At 70.5% G+C, this 26,562-nt stretch carries 24 protein-coding genes and 1 tRNA gene; 3 read left to right on the forward strand and 22 right to left on the reverse strand.

All coding sequences use genetic code 11. The annotated features are described in order from the left end of the window. Positions 1 to 161 precede the first annotated feature (161 nt). The 11 genes from yajC to pgsA all read right to left on the reverse strand — a co-directional run bounded on the left by yajC (position 162) and on the right by pgsA (position 9,312). Positions 162 to 677: a preprotein translocase subunit YajC gene (gene yajC / locus ABEA26_RS24015; protein ID WP_345595381.1), complete on the reverse strand. Its 516-nt coding sequence runs from the start codon at positions 675 to 677 to the stop codon at positions 162 to 164. Between the two features lie 175 nt (positions 678 to 852). Continuing rightward, on the reverse strand, positions 853 to 1,926 hold the full coding sequence (gene ruvB / locus ABEA26_RS24020; RefSeq protein ID WP_345595383.1) for a Holliday junction branch migration DNA helicase RuvB: 1,074 nt from the start codon (positions 1,924 to 1,926) through the stop codon (positions 853 to 855). Between the two features lie 27 nt (positions 1,927 to 1,953). Next, positions 1,954 to 2,559, reverse strand: a complete 606-nt coding sequence (gene ruvA / locus ABEA26_RS24025; RefSeq protein WP_345595385.1) for a Holliday junction branch migration protein RuvA — start codon at positions 2,557 to 2,559, stop codon at positions 1,954 to 1,956. Further along, entirely contained in the window at positions 2,556 to 3,122 is a 567-nt protein-coding gene (ruvC, locus tag ABEA26_RS24030) for a crossover junction endodeoxyribonuclease RuvC (protein ID WP_345595387.1), read from the reverse strand. Before ruvC ends, ruvA begins: the two co-directional genes overlap by 4 nt. Before the next feature lie 199 nt (positions 3,123 to 3,321). Next, positions 3,322 to 4,074, reverse strand: coding sequence for a YebC/PmpR family DNA-binding transcriptional regulator (locus tag ABEA26_RS24035; protein WP_279565033.1), 753 nt, complete (start codon positions 4,072 to 4,074; stop codon positions 3,322 to 3,324). A gap of 51 nt (positions 4,075 to 4,125) precedes the next feature. Further along, complete coding sequence (gene pdxT, locus ABEA26_RS24040; RefSeq protein WP_345595389.1) at positions 4,126 to 4,743, reverse strand: pyridoxal 5'-phosphate synthase glutaminase subunit PdxT; 618 nt, start codon at positions 4,741 to 4,743, stop codon at positions 4,126 to 4,128. A gap of 18 nt (positions 4,744 to 4,761) precedes the next feature. Beyond that, the gene (gene pdxS / locus ABEA26_RS24045; RefSeq protein WP_345595391.1) at positions 4,762 to 5,673 is read right to left on the reverse strand and encodes a pyridoxal 5'-phosphate synthase lyase subunit PdxS; all 912 of its coding nucleotides are present in this window, start codon (positions 5,671 to 5,673) and stop codon (positions 4,762 to 4,764) included. 178 nt (positions 5,674 to 5,851) lie between these two features. Continuing rightward, on the reverse strand, positions 5,852 to 6,394 hold the full coding sequence (locus ABEA26_RS24050) for a hypothetical protein (RefSeq protein ID WP_345595393.1): 543 nt from the start codon (positions 6,392 to 6,394) through the stop codon (positions 5,852 to 5,854). A gap of 160 nt (positions 6,395 to 6,554) precedes the next feature. After that, positions 6,555 to 7,718, reverse strand: coding sequence for a glycosyltransferase family 4 protein (locus ABEA26_RS24055; protein ID WP_345595395.1), 1,164 nt, complete (start codon positions 7,716 to 7,718; stop codon positions 6,555 to 6,557). After that, complete coding sequence (locus tag ABEA26_RS24060) at positions 7,715 to 8,647, reverse strand: phosphatidylinositol mannoside acyltransferase (protein WP_345595397.1); 933 nt, start codon at positions 8,645 to 8,647, stop codon at positions 7,715 to 7,717. The genes ABEA26_RS24055 and ABEA26_RS24060 overlap by 4 nt, the downstream gene beginning before the upstream one ends. Beyond that, positions 8,644 to 9,312, reverse strand: coding sequence for a phosphatidylinositol phosphate synthase (gene pgsA, locus ABEA26_RS24065; protein ID WP_425587890.1), 669 nt, complete (start codon positions 9,310 to 9,312; stop codon positions 8,644 to 8,646). The genes ABEA26_RS24060 and pgsA overlap by 4 nt, the downstream gene beginning before the upstream one ends. Before the next feature lie 262 nt (positions 9,313 to 9,574). On the opposite strand from pgsA, the gene ABEA26_RS24070 reads away from it, so the two are divergent. Together ABEA26_RS24070 and ABEA26_RS24075 are read left to right on the forward strand one after the other, a co-directional pair. Continuing rightward, positions 9,575 to 11,773, forward strand: a complete 2,199-nt coding sequence (locus ABEA26_RS24070) for an elongation factor G-like protein EF-G2 (RefSeq protein WP_345595399.1) — start codon at positions 9,575 to 9,577, stop codon at positions 11,771 to 11,773. A gap of 219 nt (positions 11,774 to 11,992) precedes the next feature. Continuing rightward, positions 11,993 to 13,654 (forward strand): hypothetical protein, encoded by a 1,662-nt coding sequence (locus tag ABEA26_RS24075; RefSeq protein WP_345595401.1) that lies wholly within the window; start codon positions 11,993 to 11,995, stop codon positions 13,652 to 13,654. A gap of 104 nt (positions 13,655 to 13,758) precedes the next feature. Here ABEA26_RS24075 and ABEA26_RS24080 read toward each other — a convergent pair whose 3' ends face one another. The 4 genes from ABEA26_RS24080 to ABEA26_RS24095 form a co-directional block, all read right to left on the reverse strand. Then, positions 13,759 to 14,307, reverse strand: a complete 549-nt coding sequence (locus ABEA26_RS24080) for an HIT family protein (RefSeq protein ID WP_345595403.1) — start codon at positions 14,305 to 14,307, stop codon at positions 13,759 to 13,761. Positions 14,308 to 14,454: 147 nt separating this feature from the next. Further along, on the reverse strand, positions 14,455 to 16,431 hold the full coding sequence (thrS, locus tag ABEA26_RS24085) for a threonine--tRNA ligase (RefSeq protein WP_345595405.1): 1,977 nt from the start codon (positions 16,429 to 16,431) through the stop codon (positions 14,455 to 14,457). Positions 16,432 to 16,547: 116 nt separating this feature from the next. Then, entirely contained in the window at positions 16,548 to 17,801 is a 1,254-nt protein-coding gene (locus tag ABEA26_RS24090) for a hypothetical protein (RefSeq protein WP_345595407.1), read from the reverse strand. Further along, positions 17,798 to 18,364, reverse strand: a complete 567-nt coding sequence (locus tag ABEA26_RS24095) for a DUF4365 domain-containing protein (protein ID WP_345595409.1) — start codon at positions 18,362 to 18,364, stop codon at positions 17,798 to 17,800. Before ABEA26_RS24095 ends, ABEA26_RS24090 begins: the two co-directional genes overlap by 4 nt. 171 nt (positions 18,365 to 18,535) lie before the next feature. Here ABEA26_RS24095 and ABEA26_RS24100 point away from each other — a divergent pair, with 171 nt between their 5' ends. Continuing rightward, positions 18,536 to 19,261 (forward strand): 3'-5' exonuclease, encoded by a 726-nt coding sequence (locus ABEA26_RS24100; RefSeq protein ID WP_345595411.1) that lies wholly within the window; start codon positions 18,536 to 18,538, stop codon positions 19,259 to 19,261. 56 nt (positions 19,262 to 19,317) lie between these two features. Here the strand turns inward: ABEA26_RS24100 and ABEA26_RS24105 are convergent. The 7 genes from ABEA26_RS24105 to ABEA26_RS24135 form a co-directional block, all read right to left on the reverse strand. Then, a tRNA-Val gene (locus ABEA26_RS24105) sits at positions 19,318 to 19,389 on the reverse strand. A gap of 39 nt (positions 19,390 to 19,428) precedes the next feature. Continuing rightward, a complete protein-coding gene (locus tag ABEA26_RS24110) occupies positions 19,429 to 19,887 on the reverse strand; it encodes an SRPBCC family protein (protein WP_345595413.1) in 459 nt (152 codons plus the stop codon). Positions 19,888 to 19,926: 39 nt separating this feature from the next. Next, entirely contained in the window at positions 19,927 to 22,662 is a 2,736-nt protein-coding gene (locus tag ABEA26_RS24115) for an exo-rhamnogalacturonan lyase family protein (protein WP_345595415.1), read from the reverse strand. 133 nt (positions 22,663 to 22,795) lie between these two features. Beyond that, entirely contained in the window at positions 22,796 to 23,395 is a 600-nt protein-coding gene (locus tag ABEA26_RS24120) for a hypothetical protein (RefSeq protein WP_345595417.1), read from the reverse strand. 91 nt (positions 23,396 to 23,486) lie between these two features. Further along, positions 23,487 to 24,401, reverse strand: a complete 915-nt coding sequence (locus ABEA26_RS24125; RefSeq protein WP_345595419.1) for a carbohydrate ABC transporter permease — start codon at positions 24,399 to 24,401, stop codon at positions 23,487 to 23,489. After that, positions 24,398 to 25,399, reverse strand: coding sequence for a carbohydrate ABC transporter permease (locus tag ABEA26_RS24130; protein ID WP_345595421.1), 1,002 nt, complete (start codon positions 25,397 to 25,399; stop codon positions 24,398 to 24,400). The genes ABEA26_RS24125 and ABEA26_RS24130 overlap by 4 nt, the downstream gene beginning before the upstream one ends. After that, positions 25,399 to 26,562, reverse strand: a 1,164-nt coding sequence (locus ABEA26_RS24135; protein WP_345595423.1) for an ABC transporter substrate-binding protein, incomplete at its 5' end; no start/stop codon positions are given. The genes ABEA26_RS24130 and ABEA26_RS24135, both read right to left, overlap by 1 nt.

Consider the following 26,562-nt stretch of genomic DNA (forward strand, 5'->3'; position numbering starts at 1 on the left):
CGTTCTTTCCCTTTTTAAGTGCTGCCACCTTTGTGTACTCCCTCTCATGCCGCTTCGCGCCGGGTAGGCGTCACCGGCGGCCATCACATGGTGTCGGCATCCGTGCGAGCCGCCGCGCGGCACACGGGGGCGCGGGCGCGGCCCGCGCCCCCGGGGCACGGCTACTTCGCCTCTGAACCGCCGTCGGACTTCTTCGCCTGCTCGTCCGTCTTCGCCTCGGCGGGCGCGGCGTCGGCGGTCGGCTCGTCGGCCGGCTCGTCGTTCGCGTCCTTCTTGCCGAGGTCGACGGGCCGGTCGTCGGAGGAGACGGCGGCGTCGGCGGCGGAGGCGTCGGTTTCGGTGAGGGAGGAGGCGTCGTCCGGGACGACGTCGGCATCGGACTTCAGGTCGTGCTCGATGCCGTGGACGATGCGGTTGTACTCCTCGTCGGTCAGGACAGCACCGATGGAGTTCTTGGCGAAGAGCAGCTCGACGCCCGGACCGGCGTCGAGGAGGACCGTGTCCTCGCTGACCTCCTTGACCGTGGCGTACATGCCCCCGATGGTGCGGACACCGGAACCGGGCTGCATCTGGTTCCGCATGTCGGCGGCCTGCTGCTGCTTCTTCTTCGCCGACCGCGTCATCAGGAACATGGCCCCGATGAGCACGATGAACGGGAGGAGGGTCACGAGACTCACGGGTCGGTACTTCCTTCACACGACCGCGATGGGAAGCGGCCTGATGGTTGGGGGTGTGTCCGCCGCCGACAAGGGCGGCATCGGCGGAGTCTAAGCGAGTCCGCGCGCATGGAACAACGCTCAGCGTGGCACCGGGGTTCCTGCTCCGGCGAATGTCCTCTTCGTGACGGGATCGTCACGTCCCGAACAAGTCCCGTTGTCCGTTTCCCGAACTCTGCGAACGCGGCGGGGTGAGGCCGAGATGCACCCATGCGGCGGGGGTCGCCACCCGTCCGCGTGGAGTGCGGGCGAGCAGGCCCTCCCTCACGAGGAAGGGTTCGGCGACCTCTTCCACTGTCTCACGCTCCTCCCCCACGGCGACGGCGAGCGTGGACAGTCCCACGGGCCCGCCGCCGAACAGCTTGAGGAGGGCCTCCAGCACGCCCCGGTCCAGGCGGTCCAGGCCCCGCTCGTCGACCTCGTAGACCGCGAGGGCCGCCGAGGCGATCTCCTGGGTGATCCGACCGTCGGCCTTGACCTGGGCGTAGTCACGGACCCGGCGCAGCAGACGGTTGGCGATGCGCGGTGTGCCGCGGGAGCGGCCGGCGATCTCGGCGGCGCCGACGGTGTCGATCTCCACGTCGAGCAGGCCCGCCGAGCGGTGGATGACGCGTTCCAGTTCGGCCGGTCCGTAGAACTCCATGTGCGCGGTGAAGCCGAAACGGTCGCGCAGCGGGGGCGGCAGCAGTCCCGCGCGCGTGGTGGCGCCGACCAGGGTGAAGGGCGGCAGTTCCAGGGGGATGGCGGTGGCGCCCGGACCCTTGCCGACGATGACGTCGACGCGGAAGTCCTCCATCGCCATGTAGAGCATCTCCTCGGCGGGCCGCGACATGCGGTGGATCTCGTCGAGGAAGAGGACCTCGCCCTCCTGGAGGGAGGAGAGGATCGCCGCGAGGTCGCCGGCGTGCTGGATGGCGGGGCCGGAGGTGATGCGGATGGGAGCTTCCATCTCGGCCGCGATGATCATCGAGAGGGTCGTCTTGCCCAGGCCGGGAGCGCCGGAGAGCAGCACGTGGTCGGCGGTCGCCCCGCGCGCGCGTGCGGCGCGCAGCACGAGGTCGAGCTGCTCGCGGACCTTCTCCTGGCCGATGAACTCGCCCAGGTCCTTGGGGCGCAGGGCGGCCTCCACGGCCTGGTCCTCGCCGTCGGCGGACGCACCCACCAGCCGATCGCCCGCGGCGTCCGTATCGGTCGTGTCGTCCCAGTTCATCAGGTGTGCCTCGGCTCTCGGTACGGACTATCGGGCGCGGTTCAGGGTCTGCAGGGCCGCCTTCAGCAACTGCCCCACCTGGGGCGTGCGCCCGGCGGACTCCGCCTGGGGTGCCACGGCGGACACGGCCTCGTCGGCCTCTCGGGTCGCGTATCCGAGGCCGATCAGGGCCGCGTGCAGCTGATCGCGCCAGCCGGTGCTGACCGGCGCGCCGACGGCAGGCGCCCCGAGGGGCTCGCCGAGGCGGTCCTTCAGTTCCAGGAGCAGCTTCTGCGCGCCCTTCTTGCCGATGCCGGGGACGGCGGTGAGCGCCTTCTCGTCGCCGGTGGAGACGGCTCTGCGCAGGGCGTCGGGGCTGTGCACGGCGAGCATCGCCTGGGCCAGCCGGGGGCCGACCCCACTGGCCGTCTGGAGCAGCACGAAGACCTGGCGCTCGTCGTCGTCGGCGAAGCCGTACAAGGTGAGCGAGTCCTCGCGGACGACGAGCGAGGTGGCGAGCTTGGCGGGCTTGCCGACCCGGAGGGTGGAGAGCGTGTTCGGCGTGCACTGGACGGCCATGCCGACGCCGCCGACCTCGACCACCGCGGTGTCGGGGGCGAGGGCGGCGACCGTGCCGCTGACGAAGGCGATCATGCCGTACGGCCTTTCGGTCCGGGCGGGGCTTTCGGAGTCCGCGGGGCTTTCGAGGTGTGCAGGGCCACGGCCTGCTGAAGGCGGTTCTGCGCGGGGGCGCGCCAGATGTGGCAGATGGCGAGCGCGAGGGCGTCCGCCGCGTCGGCGGGCCTGGGCGGCGCGGCGAGCCGCAGCAGGCGGGTGACCATGGCCCCGACCTGCGCCTTGTCGGCGCGTCCGCTGCCGGTGACGGCGGCCTTGACCTCGCTGGGAGTGTGCAGGGCGACCGGGATGCCCCGGCGGGACGCGCACAGGATGGCGACGGCGCTGGCCTGGGCGGTGCCCATCACCGTACGGACGTTGTGCTGGCTGAAGACGCGCTCCACGGCGACGTACTGAGGCCGGTACTCGTCCAGCCACTGGTCGATGCCCTGCTCGACGGCGACGAGGCGAGGGCCGAGGTCGGCGTCGGCGGACGTACGGACGACGCCGACCCCGATCATGGTGAGCGGTCTGCCCGCGACCCCGTCGACGACGCCGATCCCGCAACGGGTCAGTCCCGGGTCCACCCCCAGTACGCGCACGTGCACCCCTTTGCGGCTGAACCGCCGCCGCTCTCGCGGACCCGGCTGATCGCCGACGAGGTCCTCAATCGACGGTTGCGGTCCGTGGACGGTGATCTTTGACGTACGCCAGGCTATCGGCTGCCACTGACAGGAGCGGCGGGCCGGTGGGGGACGTGTCCCCCACCGGCCCGCCGGAATCGTCGGGCGCGCGGCGGCGCTACGCGTCGACCTTCTCCATGACCTCGTCGCTGACGTCGAAGTTGGCGAAGACGTTCTGCACGTCGTCGCTGTCCTCCAGGGCGTCGATCAGCTTGAAGATCTTCCGGGCGCCGTCCTCGTCCAGCTCGACCTGCATGGTCGGGACGAAGTTCGCGTCGGCGGACTCGTAGTCGATGCCGGCGCCCTGGAGGGCGGTGCGGACCGCGACCAGGTCGGTGGCCTCGCTGAGGACCTCGAAGGTCTCGCCGAGGTCGTTGACCTCCTCGGCGCCCGCGTCCAGGACGGCGGCGAGGACGTCGTCCTCGGCCAGCTCGCCCTTGGGGACGATCACGACGCCCTTGCGGTTGAACAGGTACGACACCGAACCCGGGTCGGCCATGGAGCCGCCGTTGCGGGTCATGGCGACGCGGACGTCGGAGGCGGCGCGGTTGCGGTTGTCGGTGAGGCACTCGATGAGCACCGCGACACCGTTCGGACCGTAACCCTCGTACATGATCGTCTCGTAGTCGGCGCCGCCGGCCTCGAGGCCACCGCCCCGCTTGACCGCGGAGTCGATGTTCTTGTTCGGGACCGACTGCTTCTTCGCCTTCTGGATGGCGTCGTAGAGCGTCGGGTTGCCCTCGATGTCGACGCCGCCCATGCGCGCCGCGACCTCGATGTTCTTGATCAGCTTCGCGAAGAGCTTGCCGCGCTTGGCGTCGATGACGGCCTTCTTGTGCTTCGTCGTGGCCCATTTAGAGTGGCCGGACATCTGCCTGTCTCCTTCGCGTAACCCGTCTTTGAACGAACGAACGCAGGAATCCTACAAGGACTCCGCCGCCCGGTTCGCGCGCACCATGTCCGCGAAGAGGCGGTGCACGCGGTGGTCGCCGGTCAGTTCCGGGTGGAACGACGTGGCCAGCGCGTTGCCCTGGCGGACCGCGACGACGTGCCCGTCGTGCTCGGCGAGCACCTCGGCCGCGGCGCCCACGGACTCCACCCAGGGTGCGCGGATGAAGACGCCCTCCACGGGGTCGCCCTCGACGCCCTCGAGGTCGACGGCCGCCTCGAAGGACTCGTTCTGCCGTCCGAAGGCGTTGCGGCGCACGATCATGTCGATGCCGCCGACCGTCTCCTGTCCGGAGCGCGGGTCGAGGATCTTGTCCGCCAGCAGGATCATGCCGGCGCAGGTGCCGTAGACGGGCAGACCGTCCCGCACGCGCGCGCGGAGAGGCTCCATCACTCCGAAGAGGACGGCCAGTTTGGAGATGGTCGTGGACTCGCCGCCGGGCAGGACCAGTCCGTCCAGGTCGGCGAGTTCCTCGGGGCGCCTGACCGGCCTGGCCACGGCGTCGGCCGCGGCCAGGGCGACGAGGTGCTCCCGTACGTCGCCCTGGAGGGCCAGGACGCCGATGACGGGGGTGTCGCTCGTGTCTTCCACGTCTTCGGTGCCTTCGTCCTACCAGCCGCGGTTGGCGTAGCGCTCGGTCTCGGGGAGGGTGTCGCAGTTGATGCCGACCATGGCCTCGCCGAGGTTGCGTGACGCCTCCGCGATGACCTTCGGGTCGTCGTAGAAGGTGGTCGCCTTCACGATGGCGGCGGCGCGCTTGGCCGGGTCGCCGGACTTGAAGATGCCGGAGCCCACGAAGACGCCCTCGGCGCCGAGCTGGCGCATGAGCGCGGCGTCGGCCGGGGTGGCGACGCCGCCTGCGGAGAAGAGGACGACGGGGAGCCTGCCCAGCTCGGCGACCTCCCGGACCAGCTCGTAGGGGGCGCGCAGCTCCTTGGCGGCGGCGTACAGCTCGTTGTTGTCGTAACCGCGCAGCCGGGCGATCTCGTTCTTGATCTGGCGCAGGTGACGGACGGCCTCGACGACGTTGCCGGTGCCGGCCTCGCCCTTGGAGCGGATCATCGCCGCGCCCTCGGCGATCCGGCGCAGGGCCTCGCCCAGGTTGGTGGCGCCGCAGACGAAGGGGGTCGTGAAGGCGAACTTGTCGCTGTGGTTGACCTCGTCGGCCGGGGTGAGGACCTCGGACTCGTCGATGTAGTCGACGCCGAGGGACTGCAGGACCTGGGCCTCGACGAAGTGGCCGATGCGGGACTTGGCCATCACCGGGATGGAGACGGCGCCGATGATGCCCTCGATCATGTCCGGGTCGGACATCCGGGCCACGCCGCCGTCCTTGCGGATGTCGGCCGGGACCCGCTCCAGGGCCATGACCGCGACGGCGCCCGCGTCCTCGGCGATCTTCGCCTGCTCCGGCGTGACGACGTCCATGATCACGCCGCCCTTGAGCTGCTCGGCCATGCCGCGCTTCACACGGGCGGTGCCGGTCTCGGGGGACTGGTTTTCGGGGAGCGTGCCGGTCACGGGTACCTCGCTGAAGTGAAGGGTGGTTTCTGCAGCTCCGAGGAAACGCGAACGGACCAGGCCACAGCAAGGGCCAATGGGTAGCCGGTGGATCGTTTTGGACCGAGGGGCCGGGGCGGGACTGCCGCCCGACCGAGGTGCCGGGGCCTTGTCGCTACCGGACGGAGAGACTTCGCCGCTACGTCGCCCTGTCCACCAGGGCCGCCGGCGACTCGTCGTCCATCTCGAAGGCCAGTGGGAAGGGCGCGTGTCCGGCGAGACGGAACCAGCGGACCTTGCGGTGCTCGCGCAGCCTGCGCGCGGCTCCCACCGTGTCGTTGTGGAAACGCCGGGCCATCGGGACGCGCCGCACGGCCTCGGCCAGCTCGTGCGCCGCCTCCTCTCCTCCGGGCGCCTCGCGCAGGGCGTCCACCTGCGGCGGATCGGCGAACACGGCCCGCAGTGCCTGGCTCAGCTCGCTCTCGGCGACCTCCCTCTGTTCCTCCTCGGCCTGCCGGGCGGCGTGCGCGGCCTCGTACAGGACGATGGAGGCGGCCGGGTCGAGCACGCCCGAGGTGGCCAGCTCCTGGGCCACGGACGCCCTGCGCAGCAGCTGCGCGTCGAGTGCGGCGCGGGCGGCGTCGATCCGGGCGTGCAGCCGGTCCAGCCGCCCCGCCGTCCAGCTCAGGTACAGGCCGATCGCGACGAGGACGGCCAGGATCCAGATGAGGGTTGCGGTCACGGGGCGCAAGCCTACGGGGGCGCTCCGCCGGGACGGCGGGGTACCTCACGGTGGCCGTCACTGGGGCTGCCGCCCCCAGACCACCGCTTCGGCCTGGGCGGCCTCGTCATCGGACGCCGGACGGGCTGAGGATTCCGGACGTCGGCTGGAAAGTCCGGCCTCAGTCGCGCGCCAGTCCGAAGCGTGCCCTCAGCCCCGTGGCCCGGTCGTCCGCCGCCACCGCGGCCGCGCCCGCCGTGACCGTCTCGTAGACCGACAGGATGTCCGCGCCGACGGTGGACCAGTCGAAGCGCCGTACGTGGGCGCTGCCCCGCTCCCGCAGCGCGCTCCGGCGCTCCGGGTCCGCGAGCAGCCGCACCGCCGCACCGGCCAGCGCGTCGGCGTCCTCGTTGGGGAACAGTTCACCGGCCGCTCCCTGGTCGAGCACCTGGGCGAAGGCGTCCAGGTCGGAGGCGAGCACGGGGGCACCGGCCGACATGGCCTCGACGAGGATGATGCCGAAGCTCTCGCCGCCGGTGTTGGGCGCCACGTACAGGTCGACGCTGCGCAGGAAGCGGGCCTTGTCCTCGTCGCTGATCATGCCGAGGAACTCCACCCGGGAACGCAGCTCCGCGGGCAGCGACGCCACCGCCTCCTTCTCGTCGCCGCGCCCGGCGACGAGCAGTCGGGTGCCCGGGCGGGCGTCGAGGATCTTCGGCAGCGCCCCCATCAGCACCGGCAGGCCCTTGCGGGGTTCGTCGATGCGGCCTATGAAGCCGATCGTGTCCCCCTGCCACTCCGGCTTCGGCTCCGCGTCGGCGAAGAAGTCGACGTCGACGCCGTTGGGGATGACGACCGCGTCCCCGCCGAGGTGTTCGACGAGGGTGCGGCGGGCGTACTCGCTCACCGCGATCCGGGCGCTGATCTTTTCCAGGGCGGCCTGGAGGATCGAGTACGCGGCGATCATCGCGCGGGAGCGCGGGTTGGACGTGTGGAAGGTCGCCACGATCGGCCCCTGCGCCGCCCAGCAGGTCAGCAGGCCGAGCGAGGGGGAGGTCGGCTCGTGGATGTGGATGACGTCGAAGGCCCCGTCGTGCAGCCAGCGCCGTACCCGGGCCGCCGACAGGAAGCCGAAGTTGAGGCGGGCCACCGAGCCGTTGTACGGCACCGGCACCGCGCGGCCGGCCGAGACGACGTACGGGGGCAGCGGGGTGTCCTCGTCGGCGGGGGCGAGGACGGAGACCTCGTGGCCGAGACGGATGAAGTACTCGGCCAGGTCCCGGATGTGGAACTGGACGCCGCCCGGCACGTCCCAGGAGTACGGGCAGACGATGCCGATCCTCACGAGGCGCCCCGCCCGTCGGCCGCGGCGGGGGCCTTGGCGGGGTCGAGGTCCTTCAGCCACAAGCGCTGGAGCATGTGCCAGTCCTCCGGGTGGTCGGCGATCCCCGTGGCGAAGGCATCGGCCAGCGCCTGTGTCATGACAGACGTCTTCTCGGCCCGGGTACCTGACTCGGGGACCGCGACCGGCGGATGTACCCGGCCCTTCATGACGGGCGACTCGTCGTACCAGAGCGTCACCGGCAGCAGCCGCGCACCGGTCTGCAGCGCCAGCAGGGCCGGCCCCGCCGGCATCCGCGCCGTCTCGCCGAAGAAGTCGACCTCCACACCGGAGGCGGACAGGTCGCGGTCGGCGACCAGACAGACCAGGCCGCCGTCACGCAGCCGCCGGGCCAGCGTGCCGAAGGCCGTACCGCCGCTGTGCGGCAGGACCTCCATGCCGAGGCCCTCCCGGTAGGCGACGAAGCGGTCGTAGAGCGTCTCGGGCTGGAGGCGTTCGGCGACCGTGGTGAACGGAATACCCAGCTCGGTGGTGACCCAGGCACCCGCGAGGTCCCAGTTGGCCAGGTGCGGGAGGGCGAGGACCACGCCCTTGCCCTCGTCCAGCCCGTCGGTGAGGTGGTGCAGGTCCTCGGCGGCGAAACCGGCCCTGATCCGCTCGGTGCTCCACGCCGGGAGGCGGAAGGACTCCATCCAGTAGCGCAAGTACGAGCGCATGCCCGCGCGCGAGAGCGCGGCGAGCCGCTCCGGGCCCGCGTCCGGCACCACGCGCGCGTAGTTGCTCTCCAGCCGCCGCACGCCCGTACCGCGCTGCTTCCAGGCGACGTCCGCGACCGCGCGGCCGAGCCGTACGGCGGCGGGCTCGGGGAGCTTCTTCACGGTGCTCCAGCCGACGCCGTACAGGCCGTCGGTCAGCCGGTCCCGAGCGCTCACTTCGCCGCCTCGGTACCCTGGCTCTCCTGCGCGGCGGCGTCGGCCTCGGCGGCCTCCCGGCGGACCGTCACGACCCGCTGGACCAGTGTGACGAGACTGCCGACGGCGACGACCCACAGCGCGATCGGCAGCAGGTACTGGATGCCCGGCACACCGAACGTGTGCAGTCCCGCGAGACCTGCCGCGACCAGCGAGACGACGAGCCGCTCAGCGCGCTCGACCAGTCCGTTGACGGCGACCGGCAGGCCGATCGACTCGCCGCGCGCCTTGGTGTACGACACCACCTGACCGCTGGCCAGGCAGAAGATCGACACGGCGCACAGCGCGATGTCGTCACCGCCGCCCGCGTACCAGAGGGCGAAACCGCCGAACACGGCGCCGTCGGCGACCCGGTCCAGCGTGGAGTCCAGGAACGCGCCCCAGCGGCTGGAGCGGCCGAGCTGGCGTGCCATGTTGCCGTCGACGAGGTCGGAGAAGACGAAGAGCGTGATCACGACCGTGCCCCAGAAGAACTCACCCATGGGGTAGAAGACCAGCGCACCCGCCACCACGCCGGCGGTGCCGATCAGTGTGACCGTGTCCGGGCTGACGCCCCGGCGGATGAGAAACGCGGCGAACGGTGTGAGGACACGCGTAAAAAATGCACGCGCGTACTTGTTCAGCATGGCCTTCCCGACGGTCGGTGTGGCCGCGGCCCCTGCTGGCCACCGGCTGGCCCATCGTAGCCACGCGCGCGCGTGGGCGACGGACGGGCACCCGAACCCCCTGGTGGGCGCCCGGCCGGCGACGGGCTCGGGCCCGTCGTATGGACGCGGCGTGACGGGAGTGGAAAGCTCGAAGAACCGCGGGCGTCGCAGGAGCCGCCAGTGCACGCGGTCCCGCGTGTCCGCGCCCACAGCGACCTCACCGTGCACGGGAGGCAAGGACATGGGCGACAAGGCACACACCCACCCCGGAGCCGCCGGAAGGGCAACGGCGGCCGACCACCCCACGTCCGTACGGAACGTGGTGCTGGTCGGCCACGCCGGATCGGGCAAGACGACCCTGGTGGAGGCTCTCGCGCTGACGGCGGGGGCACTGAACCGGGCGGGCCGTGTGGAGAACGGCGGCTGCGTCTCGGACTACGACGAGATGGAACACCGGCAGCAGCGCTCCGTCCAGCTCGCCCTGGTGCCCGTCGAATGGGACGGCATCAAGATCAACATTCTGGACACTCCCGGGTACGCCGACTTCGTCGGTGAGCTGAGGGCCGGTCTGCGGGCGGCGGACGCGGCCCTCTTCGTCGTCTCGGCCTCCGACGGGGTGGACGGTTCGACCCGCATGGTGTGGGACGAGTGCGCCGCCGTCGGCATGCCGCGCGCCATCGTGATCACACACCTGGAGGCCGCCCGCGCCGACTTCGAGGAGATGACGCGGATCTGCGCGGACGCGTTCGGCGGGGACGATCCCGACGCCGTGCTGCCGCTGTACCTGCCGCTGCACGGGCCGCAGGCGCCCGACGGGCACGCGCCCGTGACGGGTCTCATCGGGCTGCTGGCCCGGAAGCTGTTCGACTACTCCTCCGGCGAACGCCAGGAGTCCGAGCCGGACGAGGAGGGGTTGCCGCTGATCGACGAGGCCCGCTCCATGCTGATCGAGGGGATCATCTCGGAGAGCGAGGACGAGACCCTCATGGAGCGCTATCTCGGCGGCGAGGAGGTCGACGTCAAGACGCTCGTCGAGGACCTGGAGCGGGCCGTGGCGCGCGGGGTGTTCTTCCCCGTGCTGGCCGCCGCCCCGGCGGCCGAGGGCGCCCGGCAGGGGCTGGGCACGGTCGAGCTGCTGGAACTGGTCACGCGCGGCTTCCCGACCCCCCTGGAGCGCGCGGCTCCCCGGATCACCACGCTCGACGGAACCCCGCGCGAGCTGCGGATGTGCGATCCGGACGAGTCATTGGTCGCGGAGGTCGTGAAGACGTCCTCCGACCCGTACGTCGGCCGGATCTCGCTGGTCCGCGTCTTCTCCGGCACCCTGCGCGCCGACCAGACGGTGCACGTCTCCGGGCACGGGCTGGCCGACCGCGGCCACGAGGACCACGATGTCGACGAGCGGATCGGCGCCCTGTCGACGCCCTTCGGCAAGCAGCAGCGGCCGGTCCCGCGCGCGATCGCGGGTGATCTGGCGTGCGTGACGAAACTGAGCCGCGCGGAGACCGGGGACACGCTCTCGGCCAAGGAAGACCCGCTGCTGATGGCCCCCTGGGAGATGCCCGACCCGCTGCTGCCGCTCGCCATCCGGGCGCACAGCAAACCCGACGAGGACAAGCTCTCGCAGGGGCTCGCGCGGCTGGTCGCGGAGGACCCGACGATGCGCCTGGAGCAGAACCAGGACACCCACCAGGTGGTCCTGTGGTGCCTGGGCGAGGCGCACGCCGACGTGGCGCTGGAACGGCTGCGCAGCCGCTACGGCGTCCAGGTCGACGTCGTACCCCACCGGGTGTCCCTGCGGGAGACCTTCGGCGACAGGGCGGCCGGGCGCGGGCGGCACGTGAAGCAGTCGGGCGGGCACGGTCAGTACGCGGTCTGCGAGATCGAGGTGGAGCCGCTGCCGGGCGGTTCGGGCATCGAGTTCGTGGACAAGGTGGTCGGCGGCGCGGTGCCCCGGCAGTTCGTCCCGTCCGTCGAGAAGGGTGTGCGCGCGCAGGCCGCCCGGGGCGTCGCCGCCGGCCATCCGCTGATCGACGTGCGAGTGACGCTGCGGGACGGCAAGGCACACTCGGTGGACTCCTCCGACGCCGCCTTCCAGACGGCCGGCGCACTGGCGCTGCGGGAGGCCGCGGCCGCGGCGAGGATCCACCTGCTGGAGCCGGTGGCGGAGGTGAACGTGCTGATCGGCGACGCATACGTGGGCGCCGTGATGAGCGATCTGTCCGGACGGCGCGGCAAGGTGCTCGGCACCGAGCAGACGAGCGGCGGGCGGACCCTGGTCCGGGCCGAGGTGCCGGAGATCGAGATCGGCCGGTACGCGGTGGACCTGCGCTCCCTGACACACGGCACCGCGCGCTTCGACCGCCGTTACGCGCGGCACGAGCCGATGCCGCCGCAGATCGCGGAACGGCTGCGGGAGGAGCTGCGGACGGCGTCGTAGCGCCGCGGAGACCGGCGCGGGCCTCCCCCGCGCCGGAGGCACGCCCACCCGGCGTACGACGGCGCGCCTCGGGGTCAACCCGCGCACGCAGGGGCGCCTTTCCACGTCCGGTGACGCATGTCGGTGGCGGCGGATACGCTGATGACCTGATCAACAGGTGTGCGGGGCAGGGAAGTCGGGAAGGCCGCAGAACGACAGTGATGGCGATCGGGGGCGGGAATGACCGTTGACGGCGGTTACGCGGACTTCTTCGGGCCGCAGGTGCCGCGTACGGACGGCGGGGGGCAGGCGCCCACCTTCGCGCTGGCCTCGGCCGCCTACCGGGACGGCCCGATGGAGGACCTGAAGAAGGCCGACAACGAGTGGCACCAGTCATCCGTCAACGACGGCCGCTCCTGGGCCACGATCTTCCGGCCCAACCTCGGCGAGGCCTTCTCCAACGCGGTGGCCGGCCGCATGCTGGGCAGCGGCCGCAAGCCCCTCATCCAGTCCTTCGGGGCCGAGCCGCAGGTGGTCGTCGAGCACTGCCTGGCGGCCAACGGCATCCGCAAGGCGCGCGACGCCCGGCTGTCCATGGTGATCGTGGTGTGCGGCCTGCTGTTCCTGCCCGGCATGCTGATCTGGCTGATCGGCTTCCAGATCCGCACCACCGTCGCCAAGGCGGAGAACAAGCAGGCCGGAGCGCTTGGCACCGCGGTCCTCGTGGCGATAGCCGCACTCGCCGTGCTGTTCCTCCTCAAGATGCCCTTCTCCGGCTTCTGGGCCTGGTACGCGCGCGCGGCCGTCGTCATGCCGGTCGTCGGCTGGTTCTGGGCCAAGCGGATCTGCGAGAGCACGGCCAAGGACCTGCGGGAGCGCTGGGCGGGCCTCCTGACGGGCAGCGGCGTCGGCGCCAAGGTACCCGAGGCGGTGCCCAGCAACCCGGGCGAGACCGCGGCCGAGGAACTGCGCCAGTCCCTGGCCAGGCTCGGCGCCGAGCAGCAGTCCAACTCCGTCTTCTACGCCGGCCCCAAGGGCATCCTCGGCATGGGCACCCGCTGGGGCAGCTGGCAGCTCGCCGAGGACCTGGTGCCGGCCGACCCGACCCGGGAGATCCACCCCTTCCGCAGCTGGGACGTCATCCGGGCCATCCACGACCAACTGCGCATGCTGGAGCGCGGCCCGTTGAACACGGGCGGCTTCCCGAAGCCGTCCGTGCGCCACTGGGTCGTCACGCCGGTCGGGGAGAACGCCAAGGAGGTGTCGCGTCCGGAGGGGACGGACGTCGAGGCCTACCAGGTCAAGCCGCACGCCGTGCAGGAAATCTGCAACAAGCAGCAGTTCGGCGCCGGTGACCGGCACTACCTGGGCGTCCAGTGGACGCTGTGGGACGGTCAGCTGGTGATCACGCTGCTGACCACGGTGACGGTGCTGCACTCCACACTGCGCATCGAGGTCACCGGTCACGCCCTGGGCCCGGTGAACTCGCTCTTCATGTCCAAGCCGGAGGCGCCCTCCAAGGAGGTCACCAAGTCGTTCAAGCCGTGGGAGAAGCGCAAGGTGATGCTCCCGCTGGTCCCCGCCAATGAGGTGGTACGGCTCGCCGTCCGCGCACCGCTCGGCTGGTATCCGCCGCTGCTGAACTGGCTCGGCGGCTCGATCGGGCTGCCGGAACCGTTCGGACTGCGGCACGCGTGGGCGGACCAGCCGTGGCGGCACCGCTTCATGGCCGACGACGCGTTGCGGGCGGCGACGCCGGTGCTGCGGGTGGTGCACTCGGCGGCGATCAAGGTGCTCGAGGAGAACGGCGTGGACACGGAGAAGTTCGGTGCCCGCGCGGGAGGCCTGAGCGGAGCCGTCCAGGACGCGGCGCCCAAGAAGGCCGACGTCTACGACGCGTAGGCCCGCGGCGCCCGTGCAGACCTCGGCCGTGCAGTCGGGCCTCGGCCTGCACGGCCTCGGCCTCAAGCGCGGACGGACTGGTCGACGCGGATGTCAGCCGCAGGTCAGTCCGTCGGCCACGCCGCCGCCAGCATCTCGCGCGTGTCTCCCAGCAGCTGCGGCAGCACTCTCGTGTGGCCGACGACGGGCATGAAATTGGAGTCGCCACCCCACCGGGGAACGATGTGCTGGTGAAGGTGGGCGGCGATGCCCGCGCCGGCCACCGAGCCCTGGTTCATGCCCAGATTGAAACCATGAGCCCCGGAGGCGGTGCGCAACGCCACCATGGCCTGCTTGGTCATCTCCGCGAGCTCCGAGGTCTCCGCTTCCGTCAGATCTGTGTAGTCGGCGACGTGGCGGTAGGGCACGACCATCGTGTGGCCGCCGGTGTAGGGGTACAGGTTGAGCACGGCGTAGACCAGCTCGCCGCGCCGCACGACCAGCCCGTCCTCGTCGGACTTGACCGGGATCGAGCAGAAGGGACAGCCGTCGTCGGCGCCGGGGCCGCTCGGCTTGTTCTCGCCCTGGATGTAGGCCATCCGGTGGGGCGTCCACAGGCGCTGGAACGCGTCGGGCGTTCCCACTCCCAGCTGCTGTTCCGGCTCACTCGTCATGCGTGAAGCATATGGCGTCGAGCTGCGGGGACGGGAAAGGCCCCCGGGAAGCCCGGGGGCCTTGGCCCCGCACGCGCGGGAGCAAGCGATCAGCTGCCCGCCGTTGTACGGCTGCAGCGGACCATCTCCACTACGGCGGAAACCGCGTCACACCTGCACGCGACGCTCGACCACATCGACGAGCTTGGCCAGCGCCTGGTCACGGGGAATGCCGTTCTCCTGCGAACCGTCGCGGTAGCGGAACGACACAGTGCCCCCGTGCATGTCCTCGTCACCGACGATGATCATGAACGGCACCTTCTGCTTCTGCTGTGTGCGGATCTTCTTCTGCATCCGGTCCGAGGAGGAATCCACGTCGACACGCAGCCCCTTCCGCCGTGCCTCCGCTGCGAACTCCTCCAGGTACTGCACGTGAGCGTCCCCCACCGGGATGCCCACCGCCTGCACCGGAGCGAGCCAGGGCGGCATCGCGCCCGCGTAGTGCTCCAGGAGCACCGCGAAGAACCGCTCGATGGAGCCGAACAGCGCTCGGTGGATCATGACCGGGCGGGTCTTCGAGCCGTCCGCGGCCGTGTATTCCAGGTCGAAGCGCTCCGGCAGGTTGAAGTCCAGCTGGATGGTCGACATCTGCCAGGTGCGCCCGATGGCATCGCGCGCTTGGACAGAGATCTTCGGACCATAGAACGCGGCGCCGCCCGGGTCCGCCACCAGCTCCAGGTTCTGCTTCTCGGCGACCTGGCGCAGCGTCTCGGTCGCTTCCTCCCAGGCCTCGTCGGTTCCGACGAACTTCGTCTCGTCCTTGGTGGACAGCTCCAGGTAGAAGTCGTCCAGGCCGTAGTCGCGCAGCAGGTTCAGGACGAAGGTGAGGGTCTTGTCGAGCTCCTCGGACATCTGCTCGCGGGTGCAGTAGATGTGCGCGTCGTCCTGGGTGAAGCCGCGGGCCCGGGTCAGCCCGTGCACGACGCCCGACTTCTCGTAGCGGTACACAGTGCCGAACTCGAACAGACGCAGCGGCAGTTCACGGTAGGAACGCCCGCGCGCGTCGAAGATCAGGTTGTGCATCGGGCAGTTCATGGGCTTGAGGTAGTAGTCCACGCCCTCGTCGAGTTGCATGGGCGGGTACATGCCGTCGGCGTACCAGTCCAGGTGGCCCGAGGTCTCGAAGAGCTTCCCCTTCGTCGCGTGCGGGGTGTAGACGAACTCGTACCCCGCCTCCTCGTGGCGATGCCTCGAGTAGTCCTCCATGACCCGGCGGATGATGCCGCCCTTGGGGTGGAAGACGGCGAGCCCGGAGCCGATCTGCTCCGGGATGGAGAACAGGTCCAGCTCGCTGCCGAGCTTGCGGTGGTCGCGCTTCTCGGCCTCGGCGAGGAACTCCAGGTGCGCCTTCAGCTCGTCCTTGGTGGGCCAAGCGGTGCCGTAGATGCGCTGGAGCATCGGGTTCTTCTCGCTGCCGCGCCAGTAGGCGGCGGCGTTGCGCATCAGCTTGAACGCGGGGATGTTCCGGGTGGTGGGCAGGTGGGGACCACGGCAGAGGTCCTTCCAGCACAGCTCGCCGGTCTTGGCGTCCAGGTTGTCGTAGATCGTCAGCTCGCCGGCGCCGACCTCGACGTCCGCGCCGTCGTCGTGGGACGCGGAGCCCTTGAGACCGATCAGCTCCAGCTTGTACGGCTCGTCGGCGAGCTCCTCTCGGGCGGTGTCGTCGGTGACGACACGGCGCGAGAAGCGCTGGCCGCGCTTCTGGATCTCCTGCATCTTCTTCTCGATGGCCTTGAGGTCATCGGGGTGGAAGGGCTTTTCCACGTCGAAGTCGTAGTAGAAGCCGTCCTTGACGGGCGGGCCGATGCCCAGCTTGGCCTCGGGGAACAGCTCCTGCACGGCCTGCGCCATGACGTGCGCGGTGGAGTGGCGCAGGATGTTCAGGCCGTCCTCGGAGGAGATCTCGACGCCCTCGACGGTCTCGCCGTCCTTGAGCTCGTGGGCGAGGTCCCTGAGCTCACCGGACACGCGGGCGGCGACGATCGAGCGCTCACCGGGGAAGAGCTCGGCGGCCGTAGTGCCCGTCGTCACCACGCGTTCTTCCCGCTCGGAATCGCGTTGGATGATCACACGGACGTCTGACACCGGTCTCTCCTGACTGAAGTGGGGCCGCGGCGCCATACCAAAGCGCACGCATGAGGGCGATCGTACCGACCCGGACCCGTGCATCGCGAAATCATTCCCGGCGGCGGCCTGGGCGGTCAGTCCTCGCAGTCCCCTGCGCAGGCCTCCTCGAGGAAGGCCGCCACCTCCACATGCTCCTGGACCGCCTTCAGCAGCCGGTCCCGCTCCGCGTCGTCGACCCGTACGGGGGCGATCTCGCAGGCGCCGGTCAGCCGGCGGAATCCGCCCCGGCTCTCCAGCCGGCCGAGCACCCGCACCGGCAGTCCGACGAGATGCGCGTGCCCGGCGATGCGGTAGGCCTCCTCGTCCAGCGTGATCCGTACGTGCGGGACCTCGGCGCCGGCCAGCACCCGCAGCCGTACGGTGCCCGCGCCGCGCGGCCCGGGCCGGCGCATACGGACGACGGTGCCGGTGATCCGCACCGGCACGGACGGCTCCACGCGCAGGTAGCGGGCGGCGGCCTCGCGCAGGGCGGGCAGGTCGCCGGGCGAGAACTCGACCGGCTCGGCGAGGGCGCCGCAGCCCTCGGGGACACCGGCGGCCGGCGCCCAGTCGACGGCTATCCGGGCGCCCTCGGTCCCGCGGACCAGAGCGACGAGCGCCTCGGTGAGCTCGTGGCTGACGCCCGCCGCGACGGCCGTGTCGAAGGCGTCCATGCCGCCGGTGGCCCGCCGGTGGTCGACGGCCTCGCGGGCGGCGTACAGCGCGTGGTGGAGGCGTACGGCGAGGGGGCGGCCGGTGGTGACGGGCACGAACGCGGTGAGCCGGCGGCCGCCGGGGGCGGGGCCGACCAGGACGTTCTCCAGGGACGCGGTGGCGGCGCGCCGGTGCCGGGCGCCGTGGTAGCCGGCACGCGCGCGCGTGGCGAGTGCTCCGGCGAGCAGCATCCGGCGGGCCGCGGAGCGCAACTGCTCCTCCGCGGTCCAGGAGGCGGTGTCGCCGGGTCCGGCCGGCACGTCGCGCCCCCAGCGGATCTCGTCGCTGGGTACGGCGAGGGAGACGAGGATCTCACGGGCGGAGGGCGTCCCGCTGTGGGCGAGGGCTAGCAGCGCCTCGCCGAGCAGGTCGTCGCTGTCGGGGAAGGCGCGACTGACGGGCACCAGCAGGCTGGTGGCTCCGGCTCCCGGGCCGGGCGGGGTCCAGCGGCCGTAGCGGCCGGGGGCGCCGCCGCGCCGTCGCCAGCCGTGCCGGTGGAGCAGGGCGGTCAGCACGGCCGGGTCCACGGTGTCCGAGCCGGGCGGGCGGCCGTCGGCCCAGGTGGTGCCGGCGACGGTCTCGGTGGGGTGTGGCCGCGCGGGCCGCTGGGGTTCGCCGGTCGGGCGGTGCGTCATGGTTTCCCTCCCGTCCCGACCCGCGTCATGATCTCGCACAGCGCCCGGTCGTCGAAGACCCGCGCGGTCGGTATCCGCACGGTGGTGCGCCGCCGGCCGGTGACCGGGTGTCCGGCGAGGTTGGTCCAGTAGCAGCAGTGCCTCAGGTCGAGCCGGTCGTGGCCGGCGCGCAGCCACTGCTCCCGGGACCGGGGGACGATCATCACGACCAGGATCTTGTGCACGGAGACCGGGGTGCGGGCGAGTTTCGTCAGGTGGTCGTTGTCGAGGATGAAGGAGAAGAAGCGGCCGGGCGGGCTCGGCGGGATCTGGTACGTCGCCTTGAGCTGCACCTTGATGGTGACCTCGTCGTCGACCGTGTGCCCGGGGGCGCTGTGGCTGACGTGCCAGTCGATGCCGTTGTCCGGGAAAGGCTGGGAGAGTGAGCAGCCCGCCGCCGCGGCGACCGCGTGGAGGTAGCCGACCTGCAGGGTCTCCATGCAGGCGGTGGTTGCGAGGGAGCCGCGAGAGGGCGCTGTGCGCTCGGGCAGCAGCCCGCCCCGTTCGGGCTGCGCTATGGCCATGGCCAACAGCCTTCCAGAACTGGTGTATCCCCACTGCGGGTCGCTGAACTGCGGTGACCCGTACTCCTGTTGTGTCCTTCCGGCGTACGCCGCAAACAGCACGGGTATCACCGAACCGGGACAGAGGACGGCGCGTCAGCCGCCGTGCCCGGACGAGGAGTTGAGTGCTCTATGACGAGCTGGTTCGAGGGGCCGCTGGCCGCCTTCGACACGGAGACGACGGGCGTGGACGTCGAGACCGACCGGATCGTGTCGGCCGCCCTCGTCGTTCAGGACGCGCCGGGGTTTCGGCCGCGCGTGACCCGGTGGCTGGTGAACCCGGGCGTGCCGGTGCCCGAGGCGGCGACGGCGGTCCACGGGCTGACGGATGAGCATCTGCGGCGCCACGGCCGCTGGCCGGCGCCGGTGATGTACGAGATGGCGGAGGCGCTGGCCGAGCAGGCCCGCGTCGGGCGTCCGCTCGTGGTGATGAACGCGCCGTTCGACCTCACGCTGCTGGACCGGGAGTTGCGCCGGCACCGCGCCTCGTCCCTCGGGCGCTGGGTGGAACGGACGTCGCTGCACGTCCTCGACCCGCGTGTGCTCGACAAGCACCTGGACCGCTACCGCAAGGGCCGCCGGACCCTCTCCGACCTGTGCGCGCACTACGGCGTCGAACTGGAGGGCGCGCACGAGGCGGCGGCCGACGCTCAGGCGGCGCTGGAGGTCGTACGGGCGGTGGGGCGCCGCTTCTCGGGGCGGCTGGAGCGTCTGTCCGCCGCGGAGCTGCACACGCTTCAGGCGGTGTGGCACGCGGGGCAGGCCCGGGGGCTGCAGGCGTGGTTCGCGCTCAACGGGACGGAGGAGGCGGTGGACCCGGCCTGGCCGCTCCGGCCGGACCTGCCGGCGGCGGCGTGAGCCTGCGCCGGGCACGAAGAAGCCGGTCCGTCGTGCGACGGACCGGCTTTTCCCGGTGGGCGATACTGGGTTCGAACCAGTGACCTCTTCGGTGTGAACGAAGCGCTCTCCCACTGAGCTAATCGCCCGGGAACGCACTGAACAATACAGGGCCCGGCGCGTTTCGTTCAAACCGCTCGGCGACCGCTTTCCAGGTGGGCCGCCAGTCCTCGCCGCCCCGCCCGCATCATCAGGCGGTGGTTGGCCCGGAACAGGGGCCGCCCGGGCACGGCGAGGCGGCGCAGCAGCGGCTTGCGCACGTCGACCTCCTGGTCGTAGCGGACGAGGGCGCCGGTGCCGCGCGGGGTGACCGTCCAGCGCGCCCACCCCTCCATGTCGCCGGTCATGGCGACCTCCAGCACTCCCGTACCGGCATCGCGCCGCCCCGCGCGCAGGGTCGCGGTCAGGTCGTACGGGAGGAGTGAGCGGAACCGGACGATCCCGCTGGTGTCGTCGAGCCGGGTGACCTGGCGCACCTGGGGCCACCAGCGGGGGTAGTCCTCGATCCGTTCCAGCGCGCGGTAGACGGCCGGGGCGGGCTCGGGCAGCGCCCACAGGCTGCGGAATCGGTAATGGTTCCAGTCCACCTGTGGAGTGTGCCCGGGCCCGCGCCCGTCACGTGCCGTTCACGGCATCCTGTCGCCCAGAAGTGCCAGGTTCTCGATGGCGGCGAGACCGTAGAGCGCGGTGTCGTTGGTGGAGACCCAGCTCGCCTCGCCGCCCGGCACCAGCGTGACCGGGCCGCTCAGCTTCTCCGTCTTCCAGGGGGCCGACTCCTTGTAGCCGTCGGAGTCGTAGAACTTCTGCCACGCGCGCGTGGCGAGCTTCTCGTCCCCGGTCTGTACGGCCGCGTAGGCGTCGAGGCGCGAGTGGCCCTGGAAGAGGATCAGGCTGCCGAAGTTGCTGCCGTACCGGGCCGCCTGTTCGGTTTTGGAGGCGTTGAAGTAGCGGCAGTAGTCGTAGTACGCCTCGTTGAACTCCGGCATGTCGACGAGGTCGATCAGCTCGGCGCACAGTTCGTTCAGGCCGAAGACGGCCGAGAGGTGCGAGACGTCGACCTTCGGGGTGTCGGCGACGGCGAACTTCCCGGTGTCCAGGTCGTACAGGCCGCTGCCCTGGACGAAGCCGTTGGGCTGGGCGGCGATGGTCTCCATGGTGGACAGGACGCGGGCCCTGGCCTTCTCCCACTTGGGACCCTTGCGTTCCCACTCGGTCAGCCACGCCGAGACCAGGCCGCTCCAGTCGGTGCCGAAGCCGACCGAGAGGGCGTGGCGGTCGGGCGTGTAGGGCTCGGTGCGGATCTTGCGGATCGGGTCGAGGACGAGGAACGTCTCGTCGGAGTCGACGTTGGCGTGCATGAGGTCGCCGACGCGTTCGTCGGCGGTGAGGAAGTAGTAGTAGCGCCGGTAGGTGGTGTTGGCGATGCGCTGCTGCTTGGCGCTGTCGGCGTAGTGCTGGACGCCGTGCCGGGTGCCGAGGCCGGCCCATTCGCCGAGGTGGTAGACGTCGACCTCGCCGGTGTGCCGGGTCATGGCTTCGGCGAAGCGGAAGATGTCGGCGCGGCCGGAGCGCAGGTAGGCGTACCAGAGCCAGAGGTCCGGGGAGAGCTCGGAGTTGTCCCAGGCGTAGCCGCCGACGTCGTAGCGCCACTGGTGGCGTGCGGTGTCGTAGGAGTGCATGACGTCGCCGTAGTCCCAGAAGCCGTACCAGCGGCGCTGCTCCACCTGGTCCTTGTAGTAGGTGAAGAGGAAGTCGAGGTGGTCCTCGATCTTCGCCTTGGCGGGTGTGGAGCGGTCGGGCTCGGAGTAGAGGCCGGGGCCGAAGACCTTGGACTTGATGAGCTGCTTGGGTGGGGCGGCCAGCTGGGGCAGTACGCGCACGGCCTCGACCTGCTCGGCGAGCTTCTCCGCGCTCGGGGTGGCGGCGTTGGCCCAGAACAGCAGTTCCGAGGTGCGGGCGATGCCGTAGGGGGTGCCGAAGCCGGGCTCGTAGTCCTCGTAGGTGATGTTGAGGCCTTCGAGCTGCTCGGGAAAGGTGTCCTGGCCCATGCCGTCGTGGTAGAAGCGCAGGTCCATGGGCTGGGCCTCGGGCGACCAGAGCCAGAGGGTGACTTCGGCCTCGTCGGTCTGGGCGTCTCGGATGTCGAGCTGGGCGGGGTGCTTCTCCCAGAAGTCGCGCAGGCCGAAGGAGAGTCCGCCGCTCGCTCCGCCGACGTAGCCGAAGCCGGAGGCGCGCCGGCCACCACCGGCGCCGATCCAGCCGTGGCCCTTCTTGGTGCGTTTACGCAGGGAGAAGCCGTCGGCGGAGAGCTGGGAGAGGGTGTAGTCGCCCCACTCGGGAATGTACTTCAAGCGGGTGGTGACCCGTTGGTCCCAGGTGGCCGGGTCTGGCAGCCTCTCCCCCGCGAACTGCGCCGCCTGCACGGCCGCGCCGGGGTCTCGGCGCAGGCCGGTGATGCCCTTGACGGCCTCGCGCAGGAGGCCGGTGCCCTCGCCGCCGACGCGGATGTGCCGGTCGTAGGACTCGTCGCGCATCGGGACGGTGAAGCGGACACCGAGGCCGCGGATGAAGTCACCGCTCGCCTTGCCGGGCTCCTGCTTCCCGTCGAAGGTGATGGTGTGCACCATGCGGAAGGAGTCGGCGCCCGCGTAGAAGTAGAGGCGGATGGAGAAGGGCAGCCAGCTCCGGCCTCCCTTGCGGTGCTTGCCGTCGATGCGGACGACGGCGCGGACCGGGCCTTCCTGCTCGACCTTCACCTCGTCGATGGCGCCGTCGAAGCGCTCGTACTTCACGGTGCCCTGGTCGCCGTCCTCGATCTCGGGCTGGCGCAGCAGGACGAGGCGGCCGTTCTTCGCGATCTCGGTGGAGCCTCTGGTGACCGATTTGACCAGGGTCGATCCCGACTTGCCGATTCTCGTGGTGATGACGCCGGTCGATATGTCGATGGTGCCGCCGCGCTGGTCGACGGTGACCCTCTTCGGGGGCGCGGCGGGGGTGCCGGCGGACAGGGTGAGCCCGCCGTCGCCCGAGCCGACGGCGTGCGCGGTCCACTTCAGGGAGCCGTCCGGCCAGTACGCGAGGGGCCAGGACTGGGTGGGTACGGCCTTGCCGTCCGCGTCCGTGACGGCGAAGGACTGGTCCTGCTGGTAGATGCCCTTGGGCCAGGGGACGCCGACGGTGGAGCCGGGGGCGGCGCCCAGGCCGCCGTCCTCCAGCCAGGTCAGGGTGACGGGGTCGGCGTCGGCCTCCTGGGCGACGGGTGCGGCCTGGGCGTTCTTCGCACCCAGCGCCCAGCTGAACTGGGCGGCGGCGCCGGCGACGGCGGCCGCCTTGAGAAGGGACCTGCGGGGGATGGGGGACATGGCCTTTCCTTTCCGTTCCGTGCGGGTGCAAGGGGTCAAGGGCATGGCTCTGACGCAGCCGCGGGTAATGTCAAGGGCATGACAGTGAAGGGTGCGGCGTGGGGCGCCGACCCCCGGTGCTCGGGTGCCGCCGTCAGCGGTGCCGGTAGCGCTCCTCCACGGCGACGGCCGCCGCCGCGACGGCGCCGAGAACGGCGACCGCCAGCGGCGCGCTGAACCAGGCGGAGCAGACCACGACGGCCAGCCCGCCGACGATCAGGAACGAACCGGCGGGGTCGAGCACGGTGCGGCGCCCGGCCTGCGCGAGCAGGGAGCGCCAGGAGGCGCCGGGCCGCCAGGCCGCCGTCGCGCGCAGCCCGGCCACGGCCGCGCCGATCAGGGCGGACACCCCGACGACCCCCACGAACGGACCGCCCGGCAGTCCGCTGCGTACGGCCTGCACGTCCACCCAGACCACGGCCAGGGCGGCCCATCCGGCCAGCCCGACGAGCCACCCGCGGCGTACCGCCGCCCGGAAGTCGGCCGTGAACTCCCGCCAGCCACCGCGCTCATGGGCGAGCCGGCGCCCGAGGTGCCGCGCACCGGCCGCGAACGCGGCGGGGTAGGTGACCAGCGGCAGCGAGGCCACCGCGATCCACACTCCAGTGAGCAGGCACTCGGCGAACAGGGCGAACCCTTCGGCGAACCGTGACTCCCCACGCTCGGTGCGGGCCTTGGCACGCGCCTCGGTCATGATCGGTTCACCTCGGCCACGATCGGTTCACGTCAGTCATGATCGGTTCACCACAGTCATGATCGGTTCACCACAGTCATGATCGATCACGTCAACCCTTCAGACCGGACGTCGCCATGCCGTCGATCAGGTAGCGCTGGAAGGCCAGGAAGAAGGCGAGGACGGGCAGCAGCGCGACGAGCGACATGGCGATCATGCCGCCGTAGTTCGCCAGCCCTTCCTGGTCCACGAACATCTTCAGGCCGAGGGAGACGGTGTACTTGCCAGGCTCGTTGAGGTAGATCAGCGGGCCCATGAAGTCGTTCCAGGAGTTGATGAAGGTGAAGATCGCGCTGGTGATCAGCGCCGGCCGGCACAGCGGCAGCACGATCGACCAGTAGATGCGGAAGTGCCCGCAGCCGTCGAGGCGGGCCGCCTCGTCGAGTTCCCTGGGCAGGTTGCGCATGAACTGCACCATCAGGAAGACGAAGAACGCCTCCGTGGCCAGGTACTTGCCCAGCAGCAGCGGGGTGTACGTGTTGATCATGTCCATGTTGCGGAACAGGACGTACTGCGGGATCAGCAGCACGTGGTACGGCAGTAGCAGCGTGCCGATCATCAGCGTGAACAGCAGGTTCCGGCCCGCGAACCTGATCTTCGCGAAGGCGTAGGCGGTCAGTGAGCAGGACACCACGATCCCGATCACCGAACCGACGGCGAGGAAGAGCGAGTTGAAGAAGAACGTGGAGATCGAGATGTCCGCGATGCCGTCGGCGAGACTCGTGTAGTTGGCGATGATCGGGTCGGCCGGGAAGAGGTCCAGGCTGCCGACGATGTCGCCGCTCTCCTTGAAGGAGCCGCCGACCACCCAGAGCACCGGGTAGAGGATCACCGCGAGGATCGCCAGCGACCCTAGATGCCAGGCGAGCGACCCGGGCAGCCTGCGCCGGAACGCGGCCGCCCTGGTGGACGGGGACGGGGCCGGCGTGGACGGGGCCGGCGTGACGTCGGTGGCCTGCGCGCTCATCGGCCGCCCTCCTCGTAGTGCACCCAGCGCTTCTGGGACCAGAACAGCACCGCGGTGACCAGGGCGACCGCTACCAGCAGCATCCAGGCCATGGCCGAGGCCAGGCCCATACGGCTGTTCTCGAAGCCCTGGACGTACAGGTAACAGGTGTAGACCATCGTGCCGTCCGCGGGGCCGCAGGCGTTGCCTCCGGCACCGCCGCCGACGATGTAGGCGGAGCTGAAGATCTGGAAGGAGTGGATGGTCTCCAGCAGGACGTTGAAGAAGAGGACCGGGGAAATCATCGGCAGGGTGATGTTCCAGAACTGCCGGAGCTTGCTCGCCCCGTCGACGTCGGCCGCCTCGTACAGCTCGCGTGGCACCTGCTTGAGGCCGGCCAGGAAAATGACCATGGGGGCGCCGAACTGCCAGACGGTCAGGGCGACGAGGCTGTAGATGATCAGATCCGGATCGCCGGTCCAGCCGCCGGCTCCGATCCCGAAGAACTGTTGCGTACGGTCGACGACCGCGTCGTCCGAGAAGATCGCCTTCCACACGATGGCGACGGACACGCTCGCGCCGATCAGTGACGGCGCGTAGAAGGCGGCCCGGTAGAAGGCCTGCCCGCGCCGCTTCTGCGCCAGCAGCAGCGCGACGCCGAGCGCCGCGATCAGTTTGATCGGCGTGCCGACGACGACGTACCACAGGGTGATCCGGACCGAGTGGCGCCAGCGCGGGTCGCCGAACATCTCGGAGAAGTTGTCCAGCCCGATCCACCGGGGGGCGTCGAAGAGGTTGTAGTCGGTGAACGCGAAGTAGAGCGAGGCGGCCATCGGTCCCGCTGTCAGCAGCAGGAATCCGGCGATCCAGGGGGACATGAAGAGGTAGCCGGCCAGGTTCTCCCGGCGGCCCCGCCGCTTCAGCTCGGCGGGGCGCGGGGACTTCACCGGACCGTGCCGCGGCTCGGAGTCCTTGGTCAGGCCCTCCGTCGCAGGGGCGTGTGTCACGGCGTTTCCCATCAGCCGGCGAGAGCCGTCTTCGACTCGTTGAAGAACTGCTTCACGGCGTCGTCGACGGACCGCTCGCCGAGCGCCATCTCCTCGGCGATGCGCAGGAAGGCGGCCTCACAGATGTCGGCACCGTTCGGGTGCGGGGTGATCTCCTCCAGGACGCCCGCCTCGACGAGGGACTCCTCGTAGGCGGCGATCGCCTTGTTGACCGGATCGGTCGGCCGGTACGCGTCGTACTGGGCCTGCGTCGTCGGCACGCCGCGGTCGTAGCCCATGATCTTGGCGACCTCCGGGTCGTGGACCATGAAGTCGATGAACTGGGCGACTTCCTTGGGGTGCTCGGTGCGCTTGTAGCCACTGAGCATCAGCGAGCCGAGGTACTGGCCGGTCCTCTTGCCGTCCGTGGTGGGGATCGGCGCGAGACCGTACTCGCTCTTGCCCTCGGAGGTGTAGCGGACGGTGAAGTTGTCCCAGGTGAACTCGCTGCCGGCGAGCTCCGCGGAGAGCGCCGACTTGGGCTTGATCTGGGCGACCTTCTTGGGGTCGGCGAACAGGCCGGACTTCACACCCTTCTCCGCCTTGTCCCACCACCGGGTCAGGTCCGCCTCGGAGAAGCCGAGTCCGTCCTCGGTGAAGAAGGCCTTGCCGTTCTGTCGCAGGTACAGGTCGTAGAGGTACATCACGCCGTACATGCCGCTGTCCCCGGCGCGACCGGTCCTGTCCCGGATCCTCGTCATGGCCTCGTCGAAGTCGTCCCAGGTCCAGCCCTGTTCGGGTTTGGCGCCGGCCCGGGTGTAGACGGGCTTGTCGATGACCAGCGCCATCGAGTTCGAACCGACCGGCACACCGAGGAGTTTGCCGTCGATCTCACCGAACTTCTCCAGACCCGCCCGGAATCCGTCCATGGAGAGGTTGCCGGCCTCGACCTGCCGGCTCAGGTCGAGCAGGACATTCTTCGCATCGTATTTGCGCAGGAATCCGATGGCATTCTGGAAGACGTCCGGTGGATTCCCTCCGGAGGCCTGCGTGTTGAACTTCTTCCAGAAGTCGGTATACGGCTGGAAGTCGGTCTTGACCTTTATCTTCGGGTACTTCTTCTCGAAGAGCGCGATGGTCTTGTTGATGCGTTCGGCCCGGTCCTCGGCACCCCACCACGAGTAACGGATCGTCAC

Source organism: Streptomyces marokkonensis (assembly GCF_039539045.1).
Lineage (GTDB): Bacteria > Actinomycetota > Actinomycetes > Streptomycetales > Streptomycetaceae > Streptomyces > Streptomyces marokkonensis.

Excerpts from the sequence above, each read along its gene's own strand:
- ruvB (WP_345595383.1), bottom strand. The coding sequence starts at position 1,926 with ATGAACTGGGACGACACGACCGATACGGACGCCGCGGGCGATCGGCTG.
- ABEA26_RS24100 (WP_345595411.1), top strand. The coding sequence starts at position 18,536 with ATGACGAGCTGGTTCGAGGGGCCGCTGGCCGCCTTCGACACGGAGACG.
- ABEA26_RS24035 (WP_279565033.1), bottom strand. The coding sequence starts at position 4,074 with ATGTCCGGCCACTCTAAATGGGCCACGACGAAGCACAAGAAGGCCGTC.
- ABEA26_RS24125 (WP_345595419.1), bottom strand. The coding sequence starts at position 24,401 with ATGAGCGCGCAGGCCACCGACGTCACGCCGGCCCCGTCCACGCCGGCC.
- ABEA26_RS24090 (WP_345595407.1), bottom strand. The coding sequence starts at position 17,801 with ATGACGCACCGCCCGACCGGCGAACCCCAGCGGCCCGCGCGGCCACAC.
- pgsA (WP_425587890.1), bottom strand. The coding sequence starts at position 9,312 with ATGCTGAACAAGTACGCGCGTGCATTTTTTACGCGTGTCCTCACACCG.
- ABEA26_RS24080 (WP_345595403.1), bottom strand. The coding sequence starts at position 14,307 with ATGACGAGTGAGCCGGAACAGCAGCTGGGAGTGGGAACGCCCGACGCG.
- ABEA26_RS24075 (WP_345595401.1), top strand. The coding sequence starts at position 11,993 with ATGACCGTTGACGGCGGTTACGCGGACTTCTTCGGGCCGCAGGTGCCG.
- ABEA26_RS24070 (WP_345595399.1), top strand. The coding sequence starts at position 9,575 with ATGGGCGACAAGGCACACACCCACCCCGGAGCCGCCGGAAGGGCAACG.
- ABEA26_RS24120 (WP_345595417.1), bottom strand. The coding sequence starts at position 23,395 with ATGACCGAGGCGCGTGCCAAGGCCCGCACCGAGCGTGGGGAGTCACGG.
- ABEA26_RS24095 (WP_345595409.1), bottom strand. The coding sequence starts at position 18,364 with ATGGCCATAGCGCAGCCCGAACGGGGCGGGCTGCTGCCCGAGCGCACA.
- ABEA26_RS24115 (WP_345595415.1), bottom strand. The coding sequence starts at position 22,662 with ATGTCCCCCATCCCCCGCAGGTCCCTTCTCAAGGCGGCCGCCGTCGCC.
- ABEA26_RS24130 (WP_345595421.1), bottom strand. The coding sequence starts at position 25,399 with ATGGGAAACGCCGTGACACACGCCCCTGCGACGGAGGGCCTGACCAAG.
- ruvA (WP_345595385.1), bottom strand. The coding sequence starts at position 2,559 with ATGATCGCCTTCGTCAGCGGCACGGTCGCCGCCCTCGCCCCCGACACC.